This is a genomic window from Thermolongibacillus altinsuensis (genome assembly GCF_004341205.1).
Taxonomy (GTDB): Bacteria; Bacillota; Bacilli; order Bacillales; family Anoxybacillaceae; genus Thermolongibacillus; species Thermolongibacillus altinsuensis.
The window spans coordinates 168,872-193,517 of the sequence record NZ_SLUL01000004.1 but is presented as its reverse complement, the minus strand read 5'-3'; the positions used below and the strand labels follow the sequence as shown (position 1 = coordinate 193,517).

33 protein-coding genes are annotated in these 24,646 nt (G+C 39.8%); 22 read left to right on the top strand and 11 right to left on the bottom strand.

Annotation, left to right across the window (positions count from 1 at the left end; all coding sequences use genetic code 11):
* The first annotated feature begins 27 nt into the window (after positions 1-27).
* From EDD69_RS05145 to EDD69_RS05135, 3 genes are read left to right on the top strand one after another with little or no spacing between them, the layout of a single operon-like run.
* Positions 28-840 (top strand): amino acid ABC transporter substrate-binding protein, encoded by an 813-nt coding sequence (locus EDD69_RS05145; protein WP_132947895.1) that lies wholly within the window; start codon positions 28-30, stop codon positions 838-840.
* Positions 827-1,528, top strand: a complete 702-nt coding sequence (locus tag EDD69_RS05140; protein WP_132947976.1) for an amino acid ABC transporter permease — start codon at positions 827-829, stop codon at positions 1,526-1,528. The genes EDD69_RS05145 and EDD69_RS05140 overlap by 14 nt, the downstream gene beginning before the upstream one ends.
* Positions 1,529-1,547: 19 nt before the next feature.
* Entirely contained in the window at positions 1,548-2,282 is a 735-nt protein-coding gene (locus tag EDD69_RS05135; protein ID WP_132947894.1) for an amino acid ABC transporter ATP-binding protein, read from the top strand.
* A 41-nt stretch (positions 2,283-2,323) separates the two neighbouring features.
* On the opposite strand, the gene EDD69_RS05130 is transcribed toward EDD69_RS05135, so the two are convergent.
* On the bottom strand, positions 2,324-2,530 hold the full coding sequence (locus EDD69_RS05130) for an alpha/beta-type small acid-soluble spore protein (protein WP_132947893.1): 207 nt from the start codon (positions 2,528-2,530) through the stop codon (positions 2,324-2,326).
* A gap of 235 nt (positions 2,531-2,765) precedes the next feature.
* On the opposite strand from EDD69_RS05130, the gene EDD69_RS05125 reads away from it, so the two are divergent.
* Positions 2,766-3,008, top strand: coding sequence for a hypothetical protein (locus EDD69_RS05125; protein ID WP_132947892.1), 243 nt, complete (start codon positions 2,766-2,768; stop codon positions 3,006-3,008).
* 31 nt (positions 3,009-3,039) lie between these two features.
* Here the strand turns inward: EDD69_RS05125 and EDD69_RS05120 are convergent, their stop codons facing one another.
* From EDD69_RS05120 to EDD69_RS15255, 3 genes are all read right to left on the bottom strand, one after another.
* The gene (locus EDD69_RS05120) at positions 3,040-4,155 is read right to left on the bottom strand and encodes an ABC transporter ATP-binding protein (protein ID WP_132947891.1); all 1,116 of its coding nucleotides are present in this window, start codon (positions 4,153-4,155) and stop codon (positions 3,040-3,042) included.
* Positions 4,156-4,269: 114 nt separating this feature from the next.
* Positions 4,270-5,163 (bottom strand): PucR family transcriptional regulator, encoded by an 894-nt coding sequence (locus EDD69_RS05115; RefSeq protein WP_132947890.1) that lies wholly within the window; start codon positions 5,161-5,163, stop codon positions 4,270-4,272.
* Positions 5,164-5,284: 121 nt separating this feature from the next.
* Positions 5,285-5,455: a hypothetical protein gene (locus EDD69_RS15255; protein WP_165871724.1), complete on the bottom strand. Its 171-nt coding sequence runs from the start codon at positions 5,453-5,455 to the stop codon at positions 5,285-5,287.
* Between the two features lie 169 nt (positions 5,456-5,624).
* Between EDD69_RS15255 and EDD69_RS05110 the strand changes: the two genes are divergently transcribed.
* The 5 genes from EDD69_RS05110 to EDD69_RS05090 all read left to right on the top strand — a co-directional run bounded on the left by EDD69_RS05110 (position 5,625) and on the right by EDD69_RS05090 (position 10,100).
* The gene (locus EDD69_RS05110; protein ID WP_132947889.1) at positions 5,625-5,927 is read left to right on the top strand and encodes a hypothetical protein; all 303 of its coding nucleotides are present in this window, start codon (positions 5,625-5,627) and stop codon (positions 5,925-5,927) included.
* A 70-nt stretch (positions 5,928-5,997) separates the two neighbouring features.
* Positions 5,998-7,134 carry a DUF445 domain-containing protein gene (locus EDD69_RS05105; protein WP_132947888.1) on the top strand — a complete coding sequence of 379 codons (1,137 nt, stop codon included), beginning with the start codon at positions 5,998-6,000 and terminating at the stop codon, positions 7,132-7,134.
* 62 nt (positions 7,135-7,196) lie between these two features.
* Positions 7,197-7,547 (top strand): YlbF family regulator, encoded by a 351-nt coding sequence (locus tag EDD69_RS05100; protein WP_243643044.1) that lies wholly within the window; start codon positions 7,197-7,199, stop codon positions 7,545-7,547.
* A 78-nt stretch (positions 7,548-7,625) separates the two neighbouring features.
* Complete coding sequence (locus EDD69_RS05095; RefSeq protein ID WP_132947887.1) at positions 7,626-8,498, top strand: Cof-type HAD-IIB family hydrolase; 873 nt, start codon at positions 7,626-7,628, stop codon at positions 8,496-8,498.
* 84 nt (positions 8,499-8,582) lie between these two features.
* Positions 8,583-10,100, top strand: a complete 1,518-nt coding sequence (locus tag EDD69_RS05090) for a coproporphyrinogen III oxidase (RefSeq protein ID WP_207893250.1) — start codon at positions 8,583-8,585, stop codon at positions 10,098-10,100.
* A gap of 9 nt (positions 10,101-10,109) precedes the next feature.
* On the opposite strand, the gene EDD69_RS05085 is transcribed toward EDD69_RS05090, so the two are convergent.
* A complete protein-coding gene (locus EDD69_RS05085; RefSeq protein ID WP_132947886.1) occupies positions 10,110-10,295 on the bottom strand; it encodes a YhzD family protein in 186 nt (61 codons plus the stop codon).
* Between the two features lie 139 nt (positions 10,296-10,434).
* Between EDD69_RS05085 and EDD69_RS05080 the strand changes: the two genes are divergently transcribed.
* From EDD69_RS05080 to EDD69_RS05070, 3 genes are all read left to right on the top strand, one after another.
* Complete coding sequence (locus EDD69_RS05080; protein ID WP_132947885.1) at positions 10,435-10,599, top strand: sporulation YhaL family protein; 165 nt, start codon at positions 10,435-10,437, stop codon at positions 10,597-10,599.
* A 105-nt stretch (positions 10,600-10,704) separates the two neighbouring features.
* Positions 10,705-11,787, top strand: a complete 1,083-nt coding sequence (serC, locus tag EDD69_RS05075; RefSeq protein WP_132947884.1) for a 3-phosphoserine/phosphohydroxythreonine transaminase — start codon at positions 10,705-10,707, stop codon at positions 11,785-11,787.
* A gap of 91 nt (positions 11,788-11,878) precedes the next feature.
* Positions 11,879-12,403 carry a tryptophan transporter gene (locus tag EDD69_RS05070; protein WP_132947883.1) on the top strand — a complete coding sequence of 175 codons (525 nt, stop codon included), beginning with the start codon at positions 11,879-11,881 and terminating at the stop codon, positions 12,401-12,403.
* A 39-nt stretch (positions 12,404-12,442) separates the two neighbouring features.
* On the opposite strand, the gene yhzF is transcribed toward EDD69_RS05070, so the two are convergent.
* A complete protein-coding gene (yhzF, locus tag EDD69_RS05065) occupies positions 12,443-12,625 on the bottom strand; it encodes a membrane protein YhzF (RefSeq protein ID WP_132947882.1) in 183 nt (60 codons plus the stop codon).
* 147 nt (positions 12,626-12,772) lie between these two features.
* On the opposite strand from yhzF, the gene EDD69_RS05060 reads away from it, so the two are divergent.
* Entirely contained in the window at positions 12,773-13,366 is a 594-nt protein-coding gene (locus EDD69_RS05060) for an HTH-type transcriptional regulator Hpr (RefSeq protein ID WP_207893249.1), read from the top strand.
* Here EDD69_RS05060 and EDD69_RS05055 read toward each other — a convergent pair.
* Positions 13,361-13,708 carry a YhaI family protein gene (locus tag EDD69_RS05055; RefSeq protein WP_132947973.1) on the bottom strand — a complete coding sequence of 116 codons (348 nt, stop codon included), beginning with the start codon at positions 13,706-13,708 and terminating at the stop codon, positions 13,361-13,363. The two genes, EDD69_RS05060 and EDD69_RS05055, sit on opposite strands and share 6 nt — an antisense overlap.
* Before the next feature lie 181 nt (positions 13,709-13,889).
* Here EDD69_RS05055 and EDD69_RS05050 point away from each other — a divergent pair, with 181 nt between their 5' ends.
* A complete protein-coding gene (locus EDD69_RS05050; RefSeq protein WP_132947880.1) occupies positions 13,890-14,069 on the top strand; it encodes a hypothetical protein in 180 nt (59 codons plus the stop codon).
* Positions 14,070-14,113: 44 nt separating this feature from the next.
* On the opposite strand, the gene EDD69_RS05045 is transcribed toward EDD69_RS05050, so the two are convergent.
* The gene (locus EDD69_RS05045; protein ID WP_132947879.1) at positions 14,114-14,203 is read right to left on the bottom strand and encodes a YjcZ family sporulation protein; all 90 of its coding nucleotides are present in this window, start codon (positions 14,201-14,203) and stop codon (positions 14,114-14,116) included.
* 174 nt (positions 14,204-14,377) lie between these two features.
* On the opposite strand from EDD69_RS05045, the gene EDD69_RS05040 reads away from it, so the two are divergent.
* Positions 14,378-15,217 (top strand): peptidylprolyl isomerase, encoded by an 840-nt coding sequence (locus tag EDD69_RS05040; RefSeq protein ID WP_132947878.1) that lies wholly within the window; start codon positions 14,378-14,380, stop codon positions 15,215-15,217.
* A 29-nt stretch (positions 15,218-15,246) separates the two neighbouring features.
* Here the strand turns inward: EDD69_RS05040 and EDD69_RS05035 are convergent, their stop codons facing one another.
* The gene (locus EDD69_RS05035; RefSeq protein WP_132947877.1) at positions 15,247-15,666 is read right to left on the bottom strand and encodes an HIT family protein; all 420 of its coding nucleotides are present in this window, start codon (positions 15,664-15,666) and stop codon (positions 15,247-15,249) included.
* A 460-nt stretch (positions 15,667-16,126) separates the two neighbouring features.
* Between EDD69_RS05035 and EDD69_RS05030 the strand changes: the two genes are divergently transcribed.
* A complete protein-coding gene (locus tag EDD69_RS05030; RefSeq protein ID WP_132947972.1) occupies positions 16,127-16,867 on the top strand; it encodes an ABC transporter ATP-binding protein in 741 nt (246 codons plus the stop codon).
* Positions 16,860-18,047: an ABC transporter permease gene (locus tag EDD69_RS05025; protein ID WP_132947876.1), complete on the top strand. Its 1,188-nt coding sequence runs from the start codon at positions 16,860-16,862 to the stop codon at positions 18,045-18,047. Before EDD69_RS05030 ends, EDD69_RS05025 begins: the two co-directional genes overlap by 8 nt.
* Positions 18,048-18,072: 25 nt before the next feature.
* On the opposite strand, the gene EDD69_RS05020 is transcribed toward EDD69_RS05025, so the two are convergent.
* A complete protein-coding gene (locus EDD69_RS05020) occupies positions 18,073-19,248 on the bottom strand; it encodes a M20 family metallopeptidase (protein WP_132947875.1) in 1,176 nt (391 codons plus the stop codon).
* Between the two features lie 103 nt (positions 19,249-19,351).
* On the opposite strand from EDD69_RS05020, the gene EDD69_RS05015 reads away from it, so the two are divergent.
* A complete protein-coding gene (locus EDD69_RS05015) occupies positions 19,352-19,726 on the top strand; it encodes a rhodanese-like domain-containing protein (RefSeq protein WP_207893247.1) in 375 nt (124 codons plus the stop codon).
* Positions 19,727-19,748: 22 nt separating this feature from the next.
* Here the strand turns inward: EDD69_RS05015 and EDD69_RS05010 are convergent, their stop codons facing one another.
* On the bottom strand, positions 19,749-20,261 hold the full coding sequence (locus EDD69_RS05010; protein WP_132947874.1) for an antibiotic biosynthesis monooxygenase family protein: 513 nt from the start codon (positions 20,259-20,261) through the stop codon (positions 19,749-19,751).
* Positions 20,262-20,473: 212 nt separating this feature from the next.
* On the opposite strand from EDD69_RS05010, the gene hemE reads away from it, so the two are divergent.
* The 4 genes from hemE to EDD69_RS04990 all read left to right on the top strand — a co-directional run bounded on the left by hemE (position 20,474) and on the right by EDD69_RS04990 (position 24,585).
* The gene (gene hemE, locus EDD69_RS05005) at positions 20,474-21,511 is read left to right on the top strand and encodes a uroporphyrinogen decarboxylase (RefSeq protein WP_132947873.1); all 1,038 of its coding nucleotides are present in this window, start codon (positions 20,474-20,476) and stop codon (positions 21,509-21,511) included.
* A 34-nt stretch (positions 21,512-21,545) separates the two neighbouring features.
* Positions 21,546-22,493, top strand: coding sequence for a ferrochelatase (gene hemH, locus EDD69_RS05000; RefSeq protein WP_132947872.1), 948 nt, complete (start codon positions 21,546-21,548; stop codon positions 22,491-22,493).
* A complete protein-coding gene (gene hemY / locus EDD69_RS04995; protein WP_132947871.1) occupies positions 22,490-23,917 on the top strand; it encodes a protoporphyrinogen oxidase in 1,428 nt (475 codons plus the stop codon). Before hemH ends, hemY begins: the two co-directional genes overlap by 4 nt.
* 98 nt (positions 23,918-24,015) lie before the next feature.
* Entirely contained in the window at positions 24,016-24,585 is a 570-nt protein-coding gene (locus EDD69_RS04990; RefSeq protein ID WP_132947870.1) for a TetR/AcrR family transcriptional regulator, read from the top strand.
* Positions 24,586-24,646 lie beyond the last annotated feature (61 nt).

The following is a 24,646-nucleotide window of genomic DNA, read 5'->3' as shown; positions in this document are numbered from 1 at the left end:
CCGATAAGAATAATGGGGGTTTAGCATATGAAAAAAACGTTTACTTTGTTGGGAATGCTGTTGTTGATTTTTGGGGCCCTTCTTTCTGGCTGCGGTGACCAAAGTCAACAACAGACAAAAGACAAAGCAGAAACAACCGATTTATTAACCAAAATTAAAGAAGAGGGAGAGTTACGTATCGGCACCGAAGGAACGTATCCTCCGTTTACGTTCCATGACAAAAATGGTGAATTGACTGGCTTCGATGTTGAAATTGCCAAAGAAGTAGCCAAACGTCTTGGTGTAAAACCTGTCTTTGTCGAGACACAATGGGATGCGTTGTTTGCTGGTTTAGACGCAAAACGATTTGACATGATTGCAAACCAAGTAGGAATTCGTCCAGATCGTCAAAAAAAATATGACTTCTCAGTACCATATACAACATCTTCTGCCGTATTAGTGACGCGTAAGGACAATAATCAAGTTTCTAAATTTGAGGACATCAAAGGATTAAAAGCTGCTCAATCAATGACAAGCAATTTTGCTGATTTAGCACGTTCGTATGGTGCGGAAATCGTTGGTGTTGAAGGGTTTAATCAAGCGATTGAGTTATTAAATTCAAAACGGGTAGATGTAACGATTAATGATAAATTGCCAGTGCTTGATTTATTAAAACAAAAACCAGACGCTCCGATCAAAATCGTTGCAACGCATAAAGATGCGTCACAAAGCGGTTTCATGTTCCGCAAAGGCAGCGATTCTCTAATTAAAGAAGTTAACAAAGCATTAAAAGAAATGATGGAAGATGGAACATACTTAAAAATTTCTAAGAAGTGGTTTGGTGAAGATGTATCTAAATAATATTTCGATCGATCCACAACGTTTAGAGCGATTAATCAACATTGCTGAAAGTTCCCTTCTCCCTTTGTTGAAGGGAGCTTTGCTGTATACTATTCCGCTTACGATCATTACGTTTACGATCGGCTTGCTATTGGCGCTTTGTACGGCATTGGCACGGATTTCGAATATAAAGCTTTTGGAAATGATTGCTCGCATCTATGTTTCTGCTATTCGGGGGACGCCGCTTCTTGTACAATTATTTATTATTTTCTACGGATTGCCAACGGTCGGAATTACGATTGATCCGCTTCCTGCTGCGATCATCGGTTTTTCGTTAAATGTTGGCGCATATGCGTCAGAAATTATTCGCGCTGCGATTTTATCGATTCCGAAAGGACAGTGGGAGGCGGCCTATTCGTTAGGGATGGATTATGCTCAAGCGTTGAAGCGAATTATTTTACCGCAAGCGGCCCGAGTATCCGTTCCGCCTTTGTCGAATACGTTTATTAGTTTAGTGAAGGATACATCTCTCGCTTCTCTTATTCTTGTGTCAGAGATGTTTCGAAAGGCACAAGAAATTGCGGCAACCAACTATGAGTTTTTACTATTGTACACGGAAGCGGCTTTGATTTACTGGGTGATTTGCTTTTTGCTTTCGATTGTCCAAGGAGCCATTGAGAAGCGTTTAAGCCGTTACATTGTGCGATAAAAACAAAGGAGAAAAAAACATGCTTGTAGTTAAGGGATTGCATAAACAATTTGGGCATGTCGATGTACTAAAAGGAATTGATTTAGAGGTTGAGAAAGGAAAAGTTGTTGTTATTATTGGGCCGTCTGGTTCAGGGAAAACGACTTTGCTTCGCTGTTTAAATGCTCTTGAAATACCGACAAAAGGGGTTATCACGATTGATAACCATGAATTAAACTTTGCCAATCAAGTATCAAAAAAAGATCTCATTCGTTTTCGTCGTTTGACCGGCATGGTGTTTCAAAGCTATAACTTATTTCCGCACATGACAGCATTGGAAAACGTCATGGAAGGACCTGTCACAGTCAAACAAGTGCCAAAAGAAGAAGCGAGACGTAAAGCAGAAGAATTATTAGTAAAAGTTGGTTTGGGCGAACAAATGCATTTATATCCTTTTCAATTATCAGGAGGACAGCAGCAGCGGGTCGGCATTGCTCGAGCGCTTGCAATGGAACCAAAAGTCATGCTTTTTGATGAACCAACCTCTGCACTGGATCCTGAATTGGTTGGAGAAGTATTAAAGGTGATGAAGGATCTCGCGAATGAAGGAATGACAATGGTTGTCGTTACACACGAAATGCGTTTTGCACGAGAAGTGGCAGACGAAGTGATCTTTATTGACCAAGGAAGAATAATCGAGCGTGGCCATCCTAATCAAATCTTTACAAACCCAATGCATGAACGAACCAAACAATTCTTGCAACTGATTCAATAAAAACCCCAAGCGAATCGCTTGGGGCTTTGTTTTTAGCCATGTTATTTAGTTGGGAAATGTCCGCTAAGTTGTTGTTGTGCCATTGTAACAAGGCGTTTTGTAATTTCGCCACCAACTGAACCGTTCGCGCGAGAAGTTGCATCTGGACCAAGAGTTACACCAAACTCTTGCGCGATTTCGTATTTCATTTGGTCGATTGCTTGTTGCGCACCGTATACTAACAATTGATTTGTGTTGTTTGTTGCCATAGTGAATTCATCTCCTCATTTTAGATTGATGGTTGGGTTAGCTGGACTTGCACCAGCGATGCGTGAATATTCACGCTGCCATCTTGGCTTAACCCATCGAAGTGTGATGGTTGTTGCGCTTTGTACTATTATTTTGGTGAAAAATTTTTTTATTATTCTCTTTTGTTTGTGGTAATTTATTGAGAATCGGGCAAGATAATGGAAAATGGCGAATGAATGATAGGGAGAAGATGACATGAGTATTTGCCCATTATGTAATGGATTACGAACCATTTCTTTTGAATGTGAGGATTGTGGCCATTTGTTGAAAGATGAAGGAAAAGTAACCGATTATTTTGATGATTACAGCCCTTACATGGAAATAGACCTTATGAAACAAGTCGATGGATATCCATCTACAAAAAGCCGTCATCAATGTGCACATTTGTTTCATTGTTATTATTGCGGGAAAGACGAAATAAAATTCATCCATGAATAAACCCGTTCCGAGAAGTGGAACGGGTTTTTGTTTATGCTTTTTCGCTGTTCGAACGGATGCGTAATTCAGTGTTAACATCAAAGAAATGCGCTTTATTCATATCTAATGCAAGTTCAACAGTTTGCCCCGGTTTAATTTCTGTACGCGCATCGACACGAGCGACAAATTCTTGCCCGTTAATCTGTGAATAAACCATGATTTCCGCACCCATTAACTCAGCAACTTCTACATGAGCTGTAATTTTTGTGTTTTGTGATGCTTCAATGAAGACAGGTTCATCATGGAAATCTTCAGGACGAATACCTAAAATGACTTCTTTGCCGACATATCCTTGTTCACGAAGTGTTTTCATTTTTCCTTCTGGAACGGCAATTTTTACATCACCGATCACAAATACGCCGTCTTGAAGGACACCTTTTAAGAAGTTCATCGCTGGTGAGCCGATGAAGCCGCCGACGAAAATGTTTTCAGGTTTTTCATACACTTCTTTTGGCGTACCGACTTGTTGAATAACGCCATCTTTCATAACGACTAGACGAGTAGCCATTGTCATTGCTTCCGTTTGGTCGTGTGTAACGTAAATCGTTGTTGTGCCTAGGCGTTGATGCAATTTTGCGATTTCTGCACGCATTTGTACACGCAATTTCGCATCAAGGTTAGAAAGAGGTTCGTCCATTAGGAATACTTTTGCATCGCGAACGATTGCGCGTCCCAATGCTACGCGTTGGCGTTGACCACCTGATAATGCTTTTGGTTTGCGGTCTAAGTATTGTTCAAGACCGAGGATGCGCGCTGCTTCACGAACGCGGCGGTCAATTTCGTCTTTCGGGAATTTGCGCAGTTTTAGACCGAATGCCATGTTGTCATAAACGCTCATATGTGGATAAAGCGCATAGTTTTGGAAAACCATCGCGATGTCACGATCTTTTGGAGCAACGTCATTCATTCGTTTTCCATCAATGTAAAGGTCACCTTTTGAAATTTCTTCAAGTCCAGCAATCATGCGCAGTGTTGTTGATTTTCCGCAACCAGACGGACCGACGAAAACGATAAATTCTTTATCCTTAATATGAAGGTTAAAATCTTTAACCGCAACAACATTATTATCGTAAATTTTATACACATGCTCTAAACGAAGTTCAGCCATATGTACAGCCTCCTTTATGGAATCGTTTACATTCGCTTTAAGCATATAAAAAAAGAAGTCCATTCGTAAATGGACAGTGTGCACAAAAAAAGAAAACGTTTTCGAGCAATGTGCTTAAAAATCATTTTGTTCGTTATACAAAATGGCTAAATAGGTGGCGATTGCTCCTTTAAATTGTTTAATATCAACCCCTGTTTTTTCAATAAATTTATCGATTCGATACTGTAAGCTGTTGCGGTGCATGTACAATTTTTTCGCTGCTAGCGATGCGTTCAAGTTACATTCAAAAAATGTTTTGACGGTTTCAAGAAGTTGTAGATCATCTTTTACATCATTTAAAAAGTAAGTGGCGTACGATAAATCGAAATTTTTCATCAACAAAAGCGGAAACACATCTTCAATTGAGTATACTTTTTGTTTTGGTATGTTGGCAGCGGCCAATTGAAAATAGCGCTTTTCTGCGGCAAAGAGATGCAACAGCTCAGGAGAGTGTCGGCATTTTTGACCGATATAGGCACGTAGCTGAATGTAAAAATCGCTGCATAACGTATCAATGAGATCGCTGAGAGAAAAGAAGTTGTTCTCTTCTTCGCTTTTTTTCTCAATGACAATCACTTGATGCTCATCTTCCCAGACGATGACAACATCAGGAGGAAATAATCCTTTCAGCGCTTCTGTAAAATCTTGTTGGTCTACGGCCGCTTTTTGAATCTGAAAATAAATAAAACGATCATATAAACTGGATGGTAGTTTGGCAAACGCCTCTTGATCTTTTTGGATTAAAAAACGATACCACATTCGTTGTTCATCGTTCATCCATATGGAAGGTTGAGCAAGAGGGGTTAAGAAAATGGATAAAAGCTCTCTTTCTTTGACGGTCAATCGATCTTTTTGAATGCCGATGACTTCCCCGTTTTTGGATGAAAACCATTCATATCGTTCAGGATGGTTTGTTGGTTCGTCAATGACAATGGCATCTTTATAATGTGCTCGCAATTTTTCGATCATGATTCCCCAATTCCTTTCGTCTCCCATCGTCATATGCATTATATCAAAGAAAGCGCTTTTAAGGTCAATGATATCAATTCAAAGCGGCAAGAGTTGTTCTCTTGCCGCTTCAGTGTTTGATTTATTTGATTTCATGTGGCGGTTGTTGTTCTGGTAAATCTCTTGCTTCTTCAATGTTGGTGGCATTGTAACAAGAGTAGACATTTCCTCCTGCCATTCCTTCATTAATCATTCGATCAATATCCATCTCATATTGCTCTCGACCTTCATAGTAAGAGTCTTTTCGCTTCAAATTTGATCCCCCCTTTTAACCGTTATTGTGGATGATGTCGAAAAAAGTATTCATCGTTTCTGTTTCTGTTGCATAGCTCTTTTAAAGAGGTGATAAACTTCTGCCACTTCCCCCGAACAAAAATGTCATCGGCAATTCGAATTTATATATTTTAGAGGTGAAAACAATGATGGTTCAAGTGTTACGAAATTTAATGGAACAAGATGAGGCGCTCAGTAAGGAGGAGGAAGCGTTTCTTCAGTATATTTATTTGTTGAATGCGGGACATTACTATGAAAAACAAAACAACGAAAAAGATGAAAGCCATTTGAATGATTTTGACTTATTGATCAAAGAGTTAAGAAAAATTGGTTTATATGAACAAGCGTTGCTTCATACGAAAAATAAGACGGAAAAAGAAATGTTTCTTCAGTTATTAACTCATTGTATGGATACCGCTCAACAGCTCATTCAGCGCATTCGTCACGATTAAATTTGCGCTTCCTACGGACAAGCCCTATAATGAATGTTTAGGGTAATCCTTTGAAAGAAAGGAGATCATTATGGGGCTTTTTTTCTATTTATTGTTTATGATTGTTGTCGGCGCTTTAATCGGCGGGGTAACGAATGCATTAGCGATTAAAATGTTGTTTAGACCATACAAACCGATTTATATAGGCGGAAAGCGTTTGCCGTTTACACCTGGATTAATTCCAAAACGACGTCAAGAATTAGCCCAGCAACTTGGACGAATGGTTGTTGAACATTTACTGACACCGGAAGGAATTCGCCGGAAAATGAACGATGAGAAGTTTATACAAGAAATGGTAAATGGAGCGCAAAAGGAAGTTGAAAAGTGGCTTCAAAGCGAACGGACGATTGCGGAATGGCTTGAAAAGGTAGGCGTTGAACAACCGATCAAAAAAATGAATGAAAAAATAGGCGAATATGTGGAAAAAAGATATGGCGAAATAGCAGAAAGAAATCAAAATCGTCCGATTCATGAGGTATTTCCTCAATCGGTATTGTATAAAGTAGAAGAAACGATTCCTTCTGTAGCGAGCTATATTTTGGCAAAAATAAGCGAGTATTTTGAAAGCGAAGAAGGAAAGCAGCGAATTGATGCGATGATTAATGAATTTTTACAAAGCCGCGGAATGTTTGGAAATATGATTCAAATGTTTCTTGGCAATGTCAGTTTAGCCGACAAAGTGCAGCCAGAAATCATTAAATTTTTGCACAGTGACGGTGCAAAACAATTATTGCTCAATTTGCTTATGCAAGAATGGGAAAAAGTAAAAACGTATCGCGTTTCGGACTTGGAGCGTTGGATTGATCGTGAAACGGTTGTCGTTTTCTTAAAGGAAAAAGTCATTCCAAACATCGGCTTTGAACAATATCTTACCAAACCAATCGGTCAGATTATTCTTCCTTATCATGAACGTTTACGAAATGAATGGATTCCAAAGCTCGTTCGTTCGTTTATTCAAGCATTAACAGAACGAGTGGATGTGTGGGTGGAACGCCTTCAGTTAGAAGAGATTGTGCGAACGGAAGTAGAGTCGTTTTCTGTCGAACGATTAGAAGCGATGATTTTAGAGATTTCCCGACGAGAATTTAAAATGATTACATATGTGGGAGCTTTGTTAGGCGGGATCATTGGATTATTGCAAGGAATCATCGGAATGGTCATTCAATAAGGCATACAAATGGATTTGGGTTCATAAGGTAAAGAGGAGAGTACAATAAGGGAGGCATTTGTATGTCCATGACCGTTCTTGAAGCAGCGAAACATTTAGAAGAAGCGATTCGCCACAGCCAACCGTTTGCGCAGCTTCGTCAAGCGTATGCGGAGATTCAACGGGACAGCGCAGCGAGGCAAATGTTCGAGCATTTTCGATCGATGCAGCAGGAGATACAGACAAAACAGATGAACGGATTCGAAGTAACTGAGAGGGAAATAGAGGCATTACAACGGGCAATGGCATCAATCGAAGCAAATGGCAAATTAGGAAAGCTCATTCAAGCGGAACAGCGTTTGAATGAGCTATTTGCACAAGTAACAAACGCGATGTTTCGCCCGATTGAAGATTTGTATGCAGGACGCTCATGAAAATGAGTGTTCTTTTTTTTATGAAGTTGTCATAGCTATGGTGATGAAGAGATATGACGACATCGAGGGGGAGACAAAATGATCTATAAGTTGCTTGCGCTGAACATTGATGGAACATTATTAAAAAATAATGGTCGTCTGGAACGAGGAACGAAAGAAGCGATTGAATTTGTTAAGAAAAAAGATGTATATATTACGCTTATGACAGGGCGCAATTTTATGTCCGCCAAAAAAGTGGCAAAAGCGTTGAAGCTTGATTCATTTCTCATTACATTTCACGGAGCGGTCATTGGAAGATCGCTTGATGAAAAATTATATGAATCGATGATTCCAGCAGAAAAAGCATTCAATATTGTGCAAATATTAGAAAATTTTGATTGCAATATTCGTCTTTTGCATGAACGATACTCACTTGGCAACCGTAAAAAAATACAAAACAACATGGTCGCAAAGACGATCTTAACTTATGGCGATCCGTTTTTTTATCCGACGCAATTTGTCGATTCTCTTGGTGATGTATTGCGTGATGAACCGATTGACGTTGCTAAAATCGATGTTTTTTTCGCAAGTGAAGAAGAGCGAGAGGAAGCTGTTGAAACGTTGCAAAACGCATTTACGGGCATTCAATTAAAAAAACAGCAACAAGGAAGAATAGAAATTTTACCAAGCGGTGTTTCGAAGTTAAATGGGTTAATCCGCCTTGGAAAAGAACTGAACATTTCGCTAAAAGAAATGGTTGTCATTGGCGATGGAATGGATGATATTCCAGCCATTGAAGCAGCTGGATTGGGAGTCGCGATGGGAAATGCGCCGAACGAAGCGAAAAAAGCAGCGAATTGGGTGACTCGTTCAAACGAGCAGCTCGGTGTCGCTTACATGATTAAGGAACATTTTCGCAAGCAGCAACGCCCTGAATTTTTACAAAAAATACGTATAGCGGAGCAGAAATGATTCTCCGCTTTCCTTTTGTTGTTTCTTGACGAACTTTTCACTTCTTCTGTAAACTTAAATGAGTTTGACACTTTGAAGTGAAAGGTGATTCAATTGCGCATTCAAATTAGCGGATTATATCCGATTGAGCTGTTTCAGCGTCCGATGGAAGTCATTACGGATTTGTTTTTTGAAGAAAAAGAAGTGTCGCTGTTGCCGATGGAGCATGCGGATGTACTCGTGACGATGAATATAAATGAAGGTTCTTCTTTGGTTGTTGAAGGAATATTGCAAGAAGTGAAAACAGGAAAAACGTTCACCGCTCATTATGAAAGAGAATGGAGAACGAATGACGAGAAGGAACGTTTGAAGCAAATAAAAAATGCGGTTTCTCATGTGTATTTAACATTGTTTCAAGATTATACGGGATTGTTGCAGCATTGGGGAATTTTAACAGGAGTTCGTCCCGTTAAATTGCTTCACCAAAAATTGCGTTCCGGTTTAACAAAGGAAGAAGCGCATCGACAATTGCGAGAAGACTATTTAGTAACGGACGAAAAAATCCAATTAATGCAGGAAATTGTGGATCGGCAATTAGCAGTTGTTCCAGATTTGTACAATTTGTCTCATGAAGTGAGCATTTATATCGGAATTCCATTCTGTCCGACCAAGTGCGCTTATTGCACGTTTCCGGCTTATGCGATTAACGGCCGTCAAGGGTCTGTTGATTCGTTTCTTGGCGGGCTTCATTATGAAATGCAAGAAATCGGGCGCTTTTTAAAAGAGCGCGGCATCAACATTACGACCATTTATTATGGCGGCGGTACGCCGACAAGCATTACGGCCGAGGAAATGGACATGTTGTATGAACACATGTATAAGTCGTTTCCAAATGTTGAAAACGTTCGTGAAATTACGGTTGAAGCTGGCCGACCTGACACGATTACACCGGAAAAACTAGCTGTATTAAAAAAGTGGAACATTGATCGGATTAGTATTAATCCGCAGTCATATATTCAAGAAACGTTAAAAGCGATCGGTCGTCATCATACAGTGGAAGAGACGATCGAAAAGTTCCATCTGGCGCGGGAAATGGGAATGAACAATATTAACATGGATTTAATTATTGGCCTTCCAGGCGAAGGAGTCGACGAGTTTAACTATACGTTAGCGGAGACAGAAAAATTAATGCCAGAGTCCGTAACCGTTCATACGTTGTCATTTAAGCGTGCTTCAGAAATGACAAAAAACAAGGAAAAGTACAAAGTTGCAGATCGCGATGAAATTAGCGCGATGATGAAAAATGCTCAACATTGGACGAAGAAAAATGGATATGTTCCTTACTATTTGTATCGTCAAAAAAATATTCTCGGCAACCTTGAAAATGTCGGTTATGCGCTTCCAGGACAAGAAAGTATTTATAACATTATGATCATGGAGGAGCAACAAGCGATTATTGGGCTTGGTTGTGGAGCAGCGAGCAAATTTGTTCATCCGCAAACAGGAAAAATTACGCGCTTTGCGAATCCGAAAGAGCCGAAAGTATACAACGAAAATTATGTGCACTATACAAATGAAAAATTAAAAATTATGGATGAATTGTTTAAAAGCCCCGACGTTTGATCGGGGCTTTTATCGATGAAAAAGAATGAGCTTTCCGCTTGATGACGTGCAACGGTGCGTCTTTTCTTCATAATGTTTCTCTTTTAGTTTTTGTTCGCCAATTTTTTTGGCCTCTTCATCGCTTGCCGCTGTGAACGTTTCTTCAAGCAATTTTTCTCCCGTTTTTTCAAAAACCGTTAATGTATATGTTTTCATCTCCGCGACATCCCCTTTGTGAAAACTCTTTTTTATGGACTATTCGTTAAAAATGTTCGTTTTCCTTCTTAAAATGCTTCTATTTTGTTCGTTTTTTGCATAATTGTGAACTAAGACAAGCGAATGAGGAGGTAGAAAGATGTTTGTAGCACTTATCATTTTGGGAATTATCGTTAGCGGATACATGGCGATTCGGACAGCTGCGAAAGAAAGAGCAATCGACGAGGCGATGATTGAAAAAGAAGGAGAAGTGTATATGGAGCGAATTCGCCAAGCGCGTGCAAAACAGCAAGGGTCCTTGTAAATTTTATTTTTTCTAAATTCACAAAAAATTCGCTTCACTTTTTCTCTTTTCATGTTAGGATATATATTATTAAATTTTTGAGAATATTTTGAGGGGGAGAAAACAGTGAAACGAGCGTACAATTTCAATGCAGGTCCGTCATCGCTTCCGCTTTCTGTTTTGAAGCGAGCGCAAGAAGAATTGCTGAACTTTCAAAATACGGGCATGTCGGTGATGGAATTAAGCCATCGCAGCAAAGAATATGATGCTGTACATAATCGAGCGCAAACGCTATTGAGAAAACTAATGAACGTTCCCGAAACACATGATATTTTATTTTTACAAGGCGGAGCAAGCTTGCAATTTTCAATGGTACCGATGAATTTGCTTCATGAGGGCGAAGTAGGAAACTACGTATTAACGGACTCTTGGTCAGATAAAGCATTGAAAGAAGCGAAAAAAGTCGGAAAGACGCATGTTGCGGCATCATCGAAAGAAGATCGTTACAAATATATTCCAAAAATCGATGATATTCGTCTTTCCGATCATGCTGCTTATTTGCATATTACATCGAACAATACGATCGCTGGAACACAGTGGCATGAATTTCCGAACGTAGTGACAAATTTAATTGCTGATATGTCCAGTGATATTTTGAGCCGTGAAATTGATGTTGAGAAATTTGCGCTTATTTATGCGGGGGCGCAAAAAAATTTAGGGCCTTCTGGTGTAACGGTTGTCATTATTCGCAAAGATTTGCTTGAGAAAAGTTCTGACTCGCTTCCGACCATGTTAAACTACAAAACATATAGCGAGAGCCGTTCGCTTTACAATACGCCGCCAACATTTGCGATTTATATGCTATCGCTTGTGTTAGAATGGGTAGAAGAGCAAGGTGGTGTGAAAGCGATTGAAAAACGAAACAGAGAAAAAGCTGCTCTTTTATATAACTGCATCGATGAAAGCGACGGTTTTTATCGGGCACATGCAGAAAAAGGAAGCCGTTCATTTATGAATGTCACGTTTACATTACCGAACGAGGAGCTGACAAAAAAGTTTTTAACCGAGGCCAAAGAGAGAGGATTGATCGGTTTAGCCGGCCATCGTTCTGTCGGTGGATGCCGTGCTTCGATTTATAATGCAGTCGATTATGAAGCGTGCGAAGTGCTAGTAGACTTTATGCAGAAATTTAAAAAGAATGTTTCCTGAAAATTTTTTCTTCACCTTATTACTTTAAAGTGATATAATGATACTAAATTTATTTGAGATGAGTAAGAGATTAGACGAGGAGAGATGAGAAATGAATACGAGAGTGTTAGTGTTACTAGCTTTGTTTGTTGGGATCGGGGCGGTATTGCACGCTGTTATTCCGGGATTTTTCTTCGGAATGAAGCCTGACATGATGTTAACGATGATGTTTTTGGGCATTTTGCTATTTCCAAACAAAACAGCAGTCGGTTTGTTGGCGATAGCGACAGGAATTATTTCAGGGATGACAACGAGTTTTCCGGGAGGCTTTCTTCCGAATGTAATTGATAAACTCGTGACCGCTTTCTTCTTTTTTACACTTTTATTAATTGTGAAAAAGAGGGTGTCTTCGACTGTAACAGCCTCTTTACTTACAGCGATCGGCACAGTCATTTCTGGAATCGTGTTCTTGACGGCAGCGCTTCTCATTGTCGGTCTGCCAGGTGGAACAACGTTCTCTAGTTTATTTGTTGCTGTCGTGCTTCCTGCTACAGTTGTCAATACGATTGTCATGATCGTTCTTTATCCAATTGTGCAATCGATTTTTAGGCGTGCCAAACTGGCTGTGCAGCAATAAAATAGAGAAAAACCCGATCCTTTTCGATCGGTTTTTTCCTTATTGAAAACGGATGGAAATAAGAGCGATGATCAAAAACAGGAAGGCAAGACTACCGTATAGCCCGATCCGCTGTCTCAACACTTTTTTTGGTGGATACATTCGCGCTTTATTTAATGATAAAAGTGTTGCGATCATGAAACAAAGACAAAAAAAACTGATGATGAAACTTCCAATAATCATATTCCCTCCTCCTATGTAAGGGGTGTTCATCATCTATTTTTATTTGAAACATTATTGAAAAATTCTAAAATTTCCATCTTTATTAATTGTTATTTTACTGGCATAATAAGAAATAAAAGAAGTGAACATAGAAAAGTGGGTGGAGAGATGAAAATCACGGAACGACATTATTCTATAAAAGAGGCAATGCTATTTAGCCAACGAATTGCACAACTAAGCAAAGCGTTATGGAAGTCGATCGAAAAAGATTGGCAGCAATGGATTAAGCCTTTTGACCTCAACATTAACGAGCATCACATTTTATGGATTGCTTATCATTTAAAAGGAGCATCTATTTCAGAGATTGCTAAGTTTGGTGTGATGCACGTATCAACAGCATTTAACTTTTCAAAAAAATTAGAGGAACGAGGATTGCTTTCCTTTTCTAAAAAAGAAGATGATAAGCGAAATACGTATATCGAATTAACCGAAAAAGGGGAAGAAATTTTATTAAAATTAATGGAATCATATGATCCAAAACATAACTCTGTATTTAATGGAGCGTTACCGTTATATGATTTATACGGAAAATTTCCGGAATTTTTAGAAATGATGTGTATTATTCGAAATATTTACGGAGACGACTTTATGCAAATCTTTGAGCGTTCTTTTCAAAATATCGAAAACGAATTTATCGAGGAAGACGGGAGTTTAAGAAAGAAAAATGAGCGTAAAGAAAAAGAAGAAGTAGAGAGTTTATAATTCATCAAGTTTTTGTAATAATTGCTGGAATTCGGTCATCAAAGGAACAAACATTTGCTGTTTCAATAAAGCGTCGATTGTTTGTTCGAGCGGAAGTTTCGGATGAAGCATTCCAGCAAAATGAGTTAAAAGCGGAGTGAAGACGATCAATCCTTCCGCTTTTTGTTTTTCGTATTCTTCACTTAAGGTTTCGCATAGCTTTAACGTTTCATCCACTTCTTCTTTTGTTAGTCCAGCTTGCATAATTAAATAATAAAACGGTTTCTTTTCACGGTCGATCATTTGCAGCAATAAAGAATGATAATATTCCAGTTTCGCTATTCGTTCTTCTAACGTGCTCATTTTCTTTTTTAACGTGTCCATTTCTTTTTTTGCTCCTTTTTGTATCATCATGTGTATTATTTTAGCGGAATGAGCGCGATAATGAAATGATGTTATTGATTTATTAGGAAAATCGTTGTAAAGTATTTGAGTAAGTCTTTTGTACATAAAAGGGAAAGAGAGAAATAGGAGGGGAATCATATTGACTTTGTATTTCATACCCCTTGCAACCGTCATTTTATTTTTTATTAACCAGCTCACGAATACGCTTTGTATTCAAAAAGAAATCCCGGAAGAAAAACAGCCGAAAGTTTTTCGAACGATCAATGTGCTCATTACCATTTTGCTTATTTCTTCCTACATTGAAGTGCTATTTACGTAAAAAAGCTGACAGTTTTCCTGTCAGCTTTCCCGTTTTTAGTATGCTTAATAAAATAAACATGCACAGCCGACAATAATTAATAAAATGAACAACACAACGATTAACGCAAATCCTCCGCCACAACCTGCGCTCATGTAGGCCACCTCCTTTTCGTAGCACTTTCGACACTGTATCTTATGTTCAATGTGAAGGAAATGTATGGGCGGATTTGTGACTAAAACGTTTTAGCTTCGTGAAAAAATATGGTATTATAGTTAATGTTGTGATTTTTGATGCGAATAAATTAATAGTAGGAGTTGTGAGAAAAAATGAAAAAGTGGGTAATTGCAGTTTCAACGGCGGCAACCATTTTAGCTCTTTCCGCTTGCAACAGCGATGCGGATGTGATCGTTGAAACGAAGGCAGGAAACATTACAAAAGAAGAGCTTTATAACGAAATGAAGGCTCGCTTCGGTAAAGAAGTGTTGCGTGATCTCGTGCATGAAAAAGTGTTGAGCAAAGAATTTAAAGTAACAGACAAAGAAATCGAAAAAGAAATGGACAAGTTAAAAGAAATGTATGGCATGCAATATGAGCTCGCTGTGCAGCAAAACGGAGAAGAAGCGATTCGTAAAATGGTGAAATTAGATTTATTACGCCAAAAAGCCGCGATGAAAGACGTAAAAGTGACAGAAGAAGAATTGAAAAAGTATTATGATGAATATAAACCGAAAATAAAGGCGAGCCATATTTTAGTCGATGATGAGAAAACGGCAAGAGAAATTAAAGAAAAACTCGAAAAAGGCGAGGATTTCGCAAAATTAGCGAAAGAATACTCAAAAGATGCGGGTTCGGCAGCGAATGGCGGTGACTTGGGCTGGTTCGGTCCTGGAAAAATGGTTAAGGAATTTGAGGATGCTGCTTATTCATTGAAAGTAGGCGAAATTAGCGACCCTGTTAAAACGGATTACGGTTACCATATCATTAAGGTAACGGATAAGGAAGAGAAAAAATCATTTGAAGAAATGAAAGATGAAATTGAGTTTGAAGTAAAACGAAGCAAGCTAGACCAAACGAAAGTACAATCTGAATTAGAGAAACTAATGAAAAAAGCAGATGTCAAAGTAAAAGACGAATCGCTAAAAGGCGCTTTAGAGGAAGCGAAATAAAAAAAGGAGTCGACGAAATCGACTCCTTTTTATAATGCTTGTTGAATTTGTTCGGCAATTTCTTTTAAATCAGCGAATGTATATTCGCTTTCATGCGATTTCCATACCGCACCAAAGCCGTCGCCTTTGCCGTAGCGCGGAATTAAGTGCATATGGTAGTGGAATACGGTTTGTCCGGCAACTTCTCCGTTGTTGCTTAACACATTTAAACCGAGAGGAGAAAATTGTTTTTGAATGGCATTTGCAATCTTTGGAACAACTTCGAATAAATGGCTTGCAATTTCTGGAGTAAGCTCAAATATATTTTCTTTATGTACTTTTGGAACAACGAGCGTATGCCCTTTCGTTACTTGGCTAATATCGAGAAATGCAAGAACATGTTCGTTTTCAAATACTTTTGCACAAGGAATTTCTCCGTTAATGATTTTGCAAAAAATACAGTCGCTCATAAAAATTCCACCTTTCTTTCCATTTTTAGCTTCATTTTAACATAGAATTGTTTTGTGATGAAAACGGAAAGAGCAGGATGCAAAATCCGTTGAAGGAAGCATCCTGCTCGCGTTGAAGAGGGAAGGTTATTCAGTGTCTTTTGGAAACACCTCATTTATCAGTAGATTTTTTACGCAAATGCGAGCAATTTCTTGTTCAAGATGACCATCCCCTTTTGATCGGGAGTGCATTTGGTGACTTTTGTGAACACCTCATTGGCAAGTTGTTACAGGCTAACAAATGTGCGGCCCGTAGACACCTCATTTCATCATGTTCTTGAACTTCTCTGCTTTTGACATTGCGAATCACTACTTTTGATTGTTTGTCCCTCTTCGGTTATTATCCTATCCTCTTTCACTTTTGCTTATTCATCGGATTTGTTAAAATAAAAAATAATGATGTAGAAAGGGATCAATGAATATGGCGTTGCTGGAAGTGAAAAATCTTTACGGTGGTTATACCAATCAAAATGTTTTAAATGACCTTTCGTTTACAGTAAATGAAAAAGAAATAGTTGGTTTAATTGGTTTAAATGGGGCGGGGAAGAGTACGACCATTAAGCATATTATCGGGTTAATGGAGCCGCGAAAAGGGACGATATCCATTAACGGAAAAACGTTTCAACAAGAGCCACATGAGTATCGAAAACAATTTACATACATTCCGGAAATGCCGTTGCTTTACGAAGAGTTAACGTTAGAAGAACATCTTCAGTTGACAGCGATGGCGTATGGGGTGAAAAAAGCCGACTATGAACGGCGGTTGCCGCTTTTATTGAAAAAATTTCGAATGGAAAAGAAGTTAAAATGGTTTCCTGCTCATTTTTCTAAAGGAATGAAGCAAAAAGTCATGATTATGTGCGCCTTTTTAGTAGAGCCGCGGTTATATATCATTGACGAGCCGTTTGTCGGCTTAGATCCGCTTGGCATTCAATCTCTCCTTGATTTGTTAAACGAGATGAAGGAAAAAGGTGCAGGAATTTTAATGTCAACGCATATTTTAGCGACAGCTGAGCGCTACTGCGATTCATTCGTCATTTTGCATAATGGCAAAGTAAAAGCGAAAGGCTCATTGCCGATGTTGCAACAGCAATTGCAGTTGCCGAATGCAACGTTAGATGAAATTTATTTACAATTGACGAAGGAAGAGGAAGATGATTGACGGAAAACAATTATGGAAACAACGCTTTATTGCACATTTCCATGAAATCAAGCGCTATTTACGCTATATGTTGAACGATCATTTGCTATTTGTATTGTTGATTGGAATCGGTGCAGGTGCTGTTTTTTATAAACGATGGGTCGATGAGCTCGAGTCATTTCCTTATGCGTTCGTTGCGTCGCTCTTTTTTTCATTCTTTTTGACGCGCAGTCCCGTACGAACGTTATCAAAAGAAGCGGATCTTGTTTTCTTGTTGCCAGCGGAAAAAGCATTAGCGCCTTATTTCCTTCGAGCATGCATTTTTAGCTTTGTTATGCAGGCATATGTGTTGTTGATGTTACTTGTTGCTTTCACTCCGCTTCATTTAAAATTTGCGGAATCATCATGGCTGCTTTTTTTCCTCGGTTTGCTTATGCTAAAAGCGTGGAATATGATGATCGAGTGGAAGGGAAACTTTTTTGTGGAGCCGCTTACGCATCGTCTTAGTTTTGTTGCGCGGGCGATGCTCAATTTCCTTTTCGTTTATTTTACATTAACGAAATCTTTTCCTTTTTTGGTTAGTTTGATTTTGATCATGGCTGCTTTGATTCTTTATTTTCATAAAGCGACGAAACAAAAAGGATTAAAGTGGGAGCGGTTGCTTGAACAGGAACGAAAACGAATGCATGCGTTTTATCGCTTAGCCAATTTATTTACGGATGTTCCGCATTTAAAACAAACGGTGAAACGGAGAAAATGGCTTGATTTTTTGCTGTCGTTCATCGGCGAAAAACAAGAAAATGCGTATGTTTATTTACATGCCCGTACGTTTTTCCGAGCAGGTGATTATTTCGGGATATACGTTCGATTGACGATCATTGGGTCATTGTTGATTTATGCCATCTCATACGGAAAAGTGCTGATCGCAATCCTTTTTCTTTACGCCACAGCACTTCAGCTGCTTCCGTTGTTTCACCATCATCGCGGACATACGTTATTGCAGTTGTATCCGTTAGATGATCACCAAAAGAAAAAGTCGTTTTTCCGCTTCTTGTTTTGCTTACTAACGGTGCAATTGCTCGTTTTTTCGCTCATTGTTTTATGGACAGAAAGCAGGTTAGCTGCGCTTCTTTCCTTTGCTGGAGGAATGTTCTTTCTTTGGATCTTCTTGTTTATATATACACCGAAAAGATGGAAATAAAAATAAGAAGCGGGAGATCCGCTTCTTATTTTTTCATGTATTCAATCGCAGCCAAACCGAGCGTTTTGGCAGCGATGAGCATCGCTTTTTCATCGAAATCAAATTTTGGATGATGATGTGGAAATGGATTGGTTGTTTGTTCCGATTTCGCTCCTGTGATGAAAAACGTTCCTTTTACATGTTGTAAATAGTAAGCAAAATCTTCCCCGCCCATGTGCGGTTCAGCTTCCACAATATGCGTCACTTCAGGGACTCGTTCGGCTATTTTGATTAAAAAGTTTGTTTCTTCTTCATGATTGACAACAGGTGGATATCCGCGCGTATACGTATAGCTGTACGTACAATCGGCTGCCAAGCACGTCCCTTTGACAATGCGTTCAATTTCATGTTCGATGTCCGTGCGTGTTTTTTCATCGAATGTGCGCACGGTTCCGACAAGTTTGGCTGTATCCGCAATGACATTAAAAGCGTTATCAGCGACAAACGAACCGATCGAAACAACAGCCGGCTGCAACGGATTCACGCGTCGGCTTACAATTTGCTGCAAGTTTAAAACAAGTTGGGAAGCAATGACGATCGCATCTTTTGTTTTATGCTGTTGGGCTCCATGTCCTCCTGACCCTTGAATGACGATTTCAAAACGGTCCGCTGCGGCCATAATCGGTCCAACCCGATATTGAATCGTTCCCGTTGGTTCTGTTGCCCATAAATGCGTGCCGAAAATGACTTCGACTCCTTCCAAACATCCATCTTCAATCATGGAAATGGCTCCGCCTGGCGCATATTCCTCTGCATGTTGGTGAATAAGGACGATCGTGCCTTCCCATTCGTCACGCAATTCATGTAGCACTTTTGCAAGCACAAGTAATGTGGCGGTATGGCCATCGTGCCCGCATGCATGCATAACACCTGGAACGGTGGATTTATACGGGACGTCTTTTTCATCTTGAATAGGCAATGCATCAAAATCTGCGCGCAAAGCGACGGTCTTTCCTTCGTTTTTTCCAACGATTTTGGCGACGACCCCATTGCCGCCGACATTCTCGCGCACCGGAATGCCTAACTTTTTATAATAGTCAGCGATGTATTTGGCAGTTTTATATTCCTGAAAGGAAAGCTCTGGATGTTGATGAAGATAGCGGCGAATGGCGACCATTTCGTCGTAATACGATTGCAAGCGAGCAAATAACTTTTCAATCACGGGCATTCGCTCCTTTGGTTTTTGTTTCCATTATATCATGAGGAATTGACAAATGGCATAAAAACAAATTAATATACCCATATATGTATTAGTGGAGGGTGAAATGATGATAAGCATGATTGTGAATGGCATTCTCATTTTGCTGCTATTCTATTTGGTTATTACGAAAATGTTGCCAACAAAAGGGGTCAAACATATCACTCCAGATGAATTAAAAGCATTGTTAAACGATCGAAAAAATCGCCAGTTTGTAGATGTGCGCACAACCGCTGAATTTCGTGCTCGACACATTAAGCCATTTAAAAATATTCCGCTTCATGAACTTTCTTCACGGCTTCATGAACTTGACCGTGAAAAAGAAACGGTCGTCATTTGTCAAAGTGGCATGCGCAGCAATCAAGCAACGAAAATATTGGTGAAAAATGGATTTAAAAATGTCATTAACGTCAAAGGCGGAATGAATGCGTGGAATGATTAAAGGCTGACGGGGAGTCAGCCTTTTATTCTTTTTCGTTTGCAATGACATACGTGGTTACATAAGAAGGGCGAGGGAAAATGGACGGTTGTTGGCTGCTTCCTTCTTCTGTTCCTCGTTTTTGATGCGCTTTTTCGTATGCTTTTGATTGTTGCCAGTTTTTAAAGGCAGTTTCATTTTCCCAAAGCGTCATAATGATGTATGTATCGCTTTTCAATGGACGAAGAACGCGAATGGCGACAAATCCCGGTTCTTTTTCAATCAAGCGAGCGCGTTGGCTAAAGCGATGTTCAAATAATGGACGGCCTTCATCGGTAACGGGAATATTGTTGAAAACCGCAAATGCCCCGCCAAGCTCGCCTGCCGCATCTAATATTTCGTATGGCCGAGGTTCATTAAAAACGGTTTCTCCATCGGTTTCATGAACTAATAGAGCTCCGTCGCCTTCGCTAAGCAACAACATGGTTTCGGATGGATAGCGTTCACGCAGCTGATGCAAATAATCAATTGTTCCGTTTGTGATAAAGATTTTTTTCATTGCAATTTCCTCCCTGATTCACTTGTTCCGTGTTTATTTTACCATTTTCTTCATAAACGGCTCCATTTTTGAACTCATGTCGATTTTTCGAACGTTTAACATTGTTGCTATACAGAGAACAAAAAAATGGTATATTTTTAGTTGGTGGAAACTATCGACGGTTTTCGATAAACTAGGCGTATAGTGATTAAAGTAGGAAGGATGGAAGATGAATGAAATTTAACGATACATTTTTGCGCGCCTGTCGCGGAGAAAAAACAGAGCATGTGCCAGTATGGTACATGAGACAAGCAGGAAGATCGCAGCCTGAGTATCGAGCGTTAAAAGAAAAGTATTCACTTTTTGAAATTACGCATCAACCAGAGTTGTGCGCTTATGTTACTCGTTTGCCAGTTGAACAATATAATGTCGATGCAGCGATTCTTTATAAAGATATTATGTCACCGCTTCCAGCGATCGGCGTCGATGTCGATATTAAAGCCGGAATTGGCCCGGTTATTTCAAACCCGATTCGTTCCCTTGCCGATGTCGAACGATTGGGAGAAATCGATCCAGAACATGATGTTCCGTATGTATTAGAAACGATTCGCTTGTTAACGACCGAACAACTGAATGTTCCGCTCATCGGCTTTGCGGGTGCACCATTTACTCTTGCTAGCTACATGATTGAAGGTGGGCCATCGAAAAACTACAATAAAACGAAAGCGTTTATGTACGCTGAGCCAAAAGCATGGTTTGCGTTAATGGATAAATTAGCGGATATGACGATTCGCTATGTAAAAGCGCAAATTCGTGCTGGGGCGAGCGCGATTCAAATTTTCGATTCTTGGGTCGGTGCTGTCAACGCGCAAGATTATCGCTACTTTATTAAACCGACAATGGAACGAATTTTTTCAGCGCTTCGCGAAGAAAATGTTCCTCTCATTATGTTTGGCGTCGGAGCAAGCCATTTAGCGAAAGAATGGCATGACTTGCCGTTAGACGTTGTTGGGCTTGATTGGCGTCTTTCCATTAAAGAAGCGCGGGAGATGGGAATGACAAAAGCGTTGCAAGGAAATCTTGACCCAGCCGTCTTACTGGCACCGTGGGAAGTGATTGAAGAGCGTGTCAAGCGAATTTTAGATGAGGGCATGTCTCATCCAGGCGGATATATTTTTAATTTGGGGCATGGAATTTTCCCACAAATCAAGCCAGAAACGTTAAAGCGTTTAACCGCTTTTATTCATGATTATTCTGCAAAAAAAGCGTGAAAAGATTAGGAGACGATAAAGGATGAGTGGGTGTATGTCGAGAAGAGTAATGGGATTGCTTGTGATGGCGTACGGAACGCCTTATAAAGAAGAAGATTTAGAACGTTATTATACGCATATTCGCCGCGGCAGAAAGCCGTCAGAAGAGATGCTTGCAGAGTTGCGAGCACGTTATGAAGCGATCGGAGGCATTTCTCCGCTTGCGAAAATTACGCTTGAGCAAGCAAAAAAATTAGAGGAACGATTAAACGAAGTGCAAGATGAAATCGAGTTTAAAATGTACCTTGGATTAAAGCATATTGAACCGTTTGTGGAAGATGCGGTGCGCCAAATGCATGAAGATGGAATCGAGGAAGCCGTGAGCATTGTGCTTGCTCCGCATTTTTCAACGTTTAGCGTCCAATCGTATAATGGACGAGCGAAAGCAGAAGCGGAACGTTTAGGCGGGCCGCGCATCCATTCGATTGAAAGTTGGTATCAAGAGCCGAAATTCATTGACTATTGGGTGAATAAAGTAAAAGAAACGTATGCAAAAATGTCGGAAGAAGAGCGCGAGAAAGCAGTGCTGATCGTTTCAGCGCACAGCTTGCCTGAAAAGATTATTGAAATGGGCGATCCATATCCGCAGCAATTGCAGGAAACAGCGGATTTAATCGCCGAAAAAGCAGGAATACAAAACTATGTCATTGGATGGCAAAGCGCAGGAAATACGCCGGAACCTTGGCTAGGTCCAGATGTGCAAGATCTAACGCGTCAACTTCACGAAGAAAAAGGGTATACCGCCTTTGTTTATATTCCAGTGGGCTTTGTTTCTGAACATTTGGAAGTTCTTTATGATAATGACATCGAGTGCAAACAGGTGACTGAAGAAATTGGAGCTAGCTATTATCGTCCGGAAATGCCAAATGCTCAACCACAATTTATTGATGCTTTAGCAACCGTTGTTTTAAAACATCTAGGTAAAGAAGGCGATTCAAAATGAGCGAGGCAAAGCAGAAGGTTGTCGTCATCGGTGGAGGAATTACAGGATTAACGGCTGCTTATTATTTGCAAAAAGAAGCGCGCACGAAACAACTTCCGATTGAGTGTCATTTGATTGAAGCAAGCCATCGTCTTGGCGGGAAAATTCAAACGGCTTATCAGGATGGTTTTATTATTGAGCGGGGACCTGATTCATTTTTGGCGAGAAAGTTAAGCGCTTCTCGCCTTGTCCATGAAGTTGGCCTTGATGATCAGCTTGTTCATAACGCCACTGGGACATCGTATGTTCTCGTCAAACGAAAATTGTATCCGATCCCTGGCGGAGCTGTGATGGGCATTCCAACACAAATCCTTCCGTTTGTGACGACAGGGTTATTTTCTCCGCTTGGAAAATTGCGCGCGGCAGCTGATTTCATTTTGCCGCCGACAAAAACAGAAGGGGACATTTCGCTTGGTCAATTTTTTCGCCGCCGTTTAGGAGATGAAGTGGTTGATCATTTAATTGAACCGCTTTTGTCAGGAATTTATGCAGGGGATATTGATCAACTAAGCTTAATGGCGACATTCCCGCAATTTTTCCATTTAGAACAAAAACACGGAAGCCTGGTGTTGGGAATGAAGCGCTCCACACCGAAGAAAACAGGAAAGGAAAAGAAAGAAAAAGGAATCTTTCAAACGTTAAAAACAGGTCTTGAATCGTTAGTAGAAGCGATCGAGCAAAAATTGGAGCGCGGAACGGTACGAAAAGGAGTACGTGTAGAACGAATTGAAAAAAGCGGGAATCGTTATGAATTGCTTTTAAGCAGCGGTGAAAAAATGGAAGCGGACAGCGTTATTCTCGCTGTGCCGCACATGGCATTGCCTTCTTTATTCCCGCAATGCTCTTTCTTTGCTTCGTTTCAAACGATGCCATCCACATCGGTGGCAACGGTGGCGCTTGCTTTTCCGAAAGAAGCGATCGTAAAAGATATTAACGGAACCGGATTTGTCGTTTCTCGTGACAGCGATTATACGATTACCGCTTGTACGTGGACGCACAAAAAGTGGCCGCATACGACTCCAGAAGGAAAAGTGTTATTGCGCTGTTATGTTGGTCGCGCGGGAGATGAAGCGATTGTCGAACAAACGGATGAAGAAATTGTGAAAGTCGTGATGGATGATTTAAATAAAATTATGAATATCACACAAAAACCAGAGTTTTTTGTTGTGACGAGATGGAAACAATCGATGCCGCAATACATTGTCGGACATCGCGAACGAATGGAACGTGTGAAAGAACAAATGAATGAACAGCTTCCGGGAGTTTTCTTAGCGGGAAGTTCTTACGAAGGGCTAGGCTTACCTGATTGCATTGACCAAGGAGAAGAAGCGGTGAAAAAAGTGCTTCAGTATTTGAATGAAAAGTCGCTTTTAGAGGTTAACTAATGTTAGCCTCTTTTTTGTTGCATTTTCATTTCCGTTATGCTACGATTTTGAACGTAGTGACCAAAATGTTCATTTAGTCAATTAGAGGATGATGCACAATGTCAAATAAAAAACAACAAATTATTGAAGCGGCCACGAAATCGTTCTCATTATTCGGATACAAGGCGACGACAATGGATCAAGTCGCGAAAGTTGCCAATGTCGGTAAAGGAACCATTTATACGTTTTTTAAAAGCAAAGAAGAGCTATTGGACGAAATTGTGTCATCATTGATTGTCGAAATGAAAGAAGCGGCTGAAGAGGTTGTGGATCCGCATCTTTCCTTTTTTGAAAATGCTCATCGGGCCTTATATCGTTTTTTAGAATTTCGCAAAAAGCATCAGTTATTGATCAAATTGCTGCAGGAAGAAAAAGAAATCGGAACGCCAGCTGTGCAGGAAGTCATGAAACGGCTGGAATCGACCATTCTCGCTTACATTAAGCAAAAAATTGAAGCAGCCATTGAAAAAGGTGAAATTAAAAATTGCAATCCAGAAATTACTGCTTTTTTAATGTTTAAAATGTATATCGCTCTTGTATTCGAATGGGAACAAACCCATGAGCCGCTGTCAAAAGAACAAATCGCCGAATTGTTTGAGTTATATTTTTTAAAAGGATTGTCAAAATAGATGATCCTTCTATTTTTTTAAGAAAAAATGACTAAATGAACAAAATGGTCAATATTCTAAA

What these genes read in the sequence shown, in the direction of transcription:
- EDD69_RS05145 (WP_132947895.1), top strand. Translation starts at nt 28, where the DNA reads ATGAAAAAAACGTTTACTTTGTTGGGAATGCTGTTGTTGATTTTTGGG.
- EDD69_RS05140 (WP_132947976.1), top strand. Translation starts at nt 827, where the DNA reads ATGTATCTAAATAATATTTCGATCGATCCACAACGTTTAGAGCGATTA.
- EDD69_RS05135 (WP_132947894.1), top strand. Translation starts at nt 1,548, where the DNA reads ATGCTTGTAGTTAAGGGATTGCATAAACAATTTGGGCATGTCGATGTA.
- EDD69_RS05130 (WP_132947893.1), bottom strand. Translation starts at nt 2,530, where the DNA reads ATGGCAACAAACAACACAAATCAATTGTTAGTATACGGTGCGCAACAA.
- EDD69_RS05125 (WP_132947892.1), top strand. Translation starts at nt 2,766, where the DNA reads ATGAGTATTTGCCCATTATGTAATGGATTACGAACCATTTCTTTTGAA.
- EDD69_RS05120 (WP_132947891.1), bottom strand. Translation starts at nt 4,155, where the DNA reads ATGGCTGAACTTCGTTTAGAGCATGTGTATAAAATTTACGATAATAAT.
- EDD69_RS05115 (WP_132947890.1), bottom strand. Translation starts at nt 5,163, where the DNA reads ATGATCGAAAAATTGCGAGCACATTATAAAGATGCCATTGTCATTGAC.
- EDD69_RS05110 (WP_132947889.1), top strand. Translation starts at nt 5,625, where the DNA reads ATGGTTCAAGTGTTACGAAATTTAATGGAACAAGATGAGGCGCTCAGT.
- EDD69_RS05105 (WP_132947888.1), top strand. Translation starts at nt 5,998, where the DNA reads ATGGGGCTTTTTTTCTATTTATTGTTTATGATTGTTGTCGGCGCTTTA.
- EDD69_RS05100 (WP_243643044.1), top strand. Translation starts at nt 7,197, where the DNA reads ATGTCCATGACCGTTCTTGAAGCAGCGAAACATTTAGAAGAAGCGATT.
- EDD69_RS05095 (WP_132947887.1), top strand. Translation starts at nt 7,626, where the DNA reads ATGATCTATAAGTTGCTTGCGCTGAACATTGATGGAACATTATTAAAA.
- EDD69_RS05085 (WP_132947886.1), bottom strand. Translation starts at nt 10,295, where the DNA reads ATGAAAACATATACATTAACGGTTTTTGAAAAAACGGGAGAAAAATTG.
- EDD69_RS05080 (WP_132947885.1), top strand. Translation starts at nt 10,435, where the DNA reads ATGTTTGTAGCACTTATCATTTTGGGAATTATCGTTAGCGGATACATG.
- EDD69_RS05070 (WP_132947883.1), top strand. Translation starts at nt 11,879, where the DNA reads ATGAATACGAGAGTGTTAGTGTTACTAGCTTTGTTTGTTGGGATCGGG.
- yhzF (WP_132947882.1), bottom strand. Translation starts at nt 12,625, where the DNA reads ATGATTATTGGAAGTTTCATCATCAGTTTTTTTTGTCTTTGTTTCATG.
- EDD69_RS05060 (WP_207893249.1), top strand. Translation starts at nt 12,773, where the DNA reads ATGAAAATCACGGAACGACATTATTCTATAAAAGAGGCAATGCTATTT.
- EDD69_RS05055 (WP_132947973.1), bottom strand. Translation starts at nt 13,708, where the DNA reads ATGAGCACGTTAGAAGAACGAATAGCGAAACTGGAATATTATCATTCT.
- EDD69_RS05045 (WP_132947879.1), bottom strand. Translation starts at nt 14,203, where the DNA reads ATGAGCGCAGGTTGTGGCGGAGGATTTGCGTTAATCGTTGTGTTGTTC.
- EDD69_RS05040 (WP_132947878.1), top strand. Translation starts at nt 14,378, where the DNA reads ATGAAAAAGTGGGTAATTGCAGTTTCAACGGCGGCAACCATTTTAGCT.
- EDD69_RS05035 (WP_132947877.1), bottom strand. Translation starts at nt 15,666, where the DNA reads ATGAGCGACTGTATTTTTTGCAAAATCATTAACGGAGAAATTCCTTGT.
- EDD69_RS05030 (WP_132947972.1), top strand. Translation starts at nt 16,127, where the DNA reads ATGGCGTTGCTGGAAGTGAAAAATCTTTACGGTGGTTATACCAATCAA.
- EDD69_RS05025 (WP_132947876.1), top strand. Translation starts at nt 16,860, where the DNA reads ATGATTGACGGAAAACAATTATGGAAACAACGCTTTATTGCACATTTC.
- EDD69_RS05015 (WP_207893247.1), top strand. Translation starts at nt 19,352, where the DNA reads ATGATGATAAGCATGATTGTGAATGGCATTCTCATTTTGCTGCTATTC.
- EDD69_RS05010 (WP_132947874.1), bottom strand. Translation starts at nt 20,261, where the DNA reads ATGAAAAAAATCTTTATCACAAACGGAACAATTGATTATTTGCATCAG.
- hemE (WP_132947873.1), top strand. Translation starts at nt 20,474, where the DNA reads ATGAAATTTAACGATACATTTTTGCGCGCCTGTCGCGGAGAAAAAACA.
- hemH (WP_132947872.1), top strand. Translation starts at nt 21,546, where the DNA reads ATGTCGAGAAGAGTAATGGGATTGCTTGTGATGGCGTACGGAACGCCT.
- hemY (WP_132947871.1), top strand. Translation starts at nt 22,490, where the DNA reads ATGAGCGAGGCAAAGCAGAAGGTTGTCGTCATCGGTGGAGGAATTACA.
- EDD69_RS04990 (WP_132947870.1), top strand. Translation starts at nt 24,016, where the DNA reads ATGTCAAATAAAAAACAACAAATTATTGAAGCGGCCACGAAATCGTTC.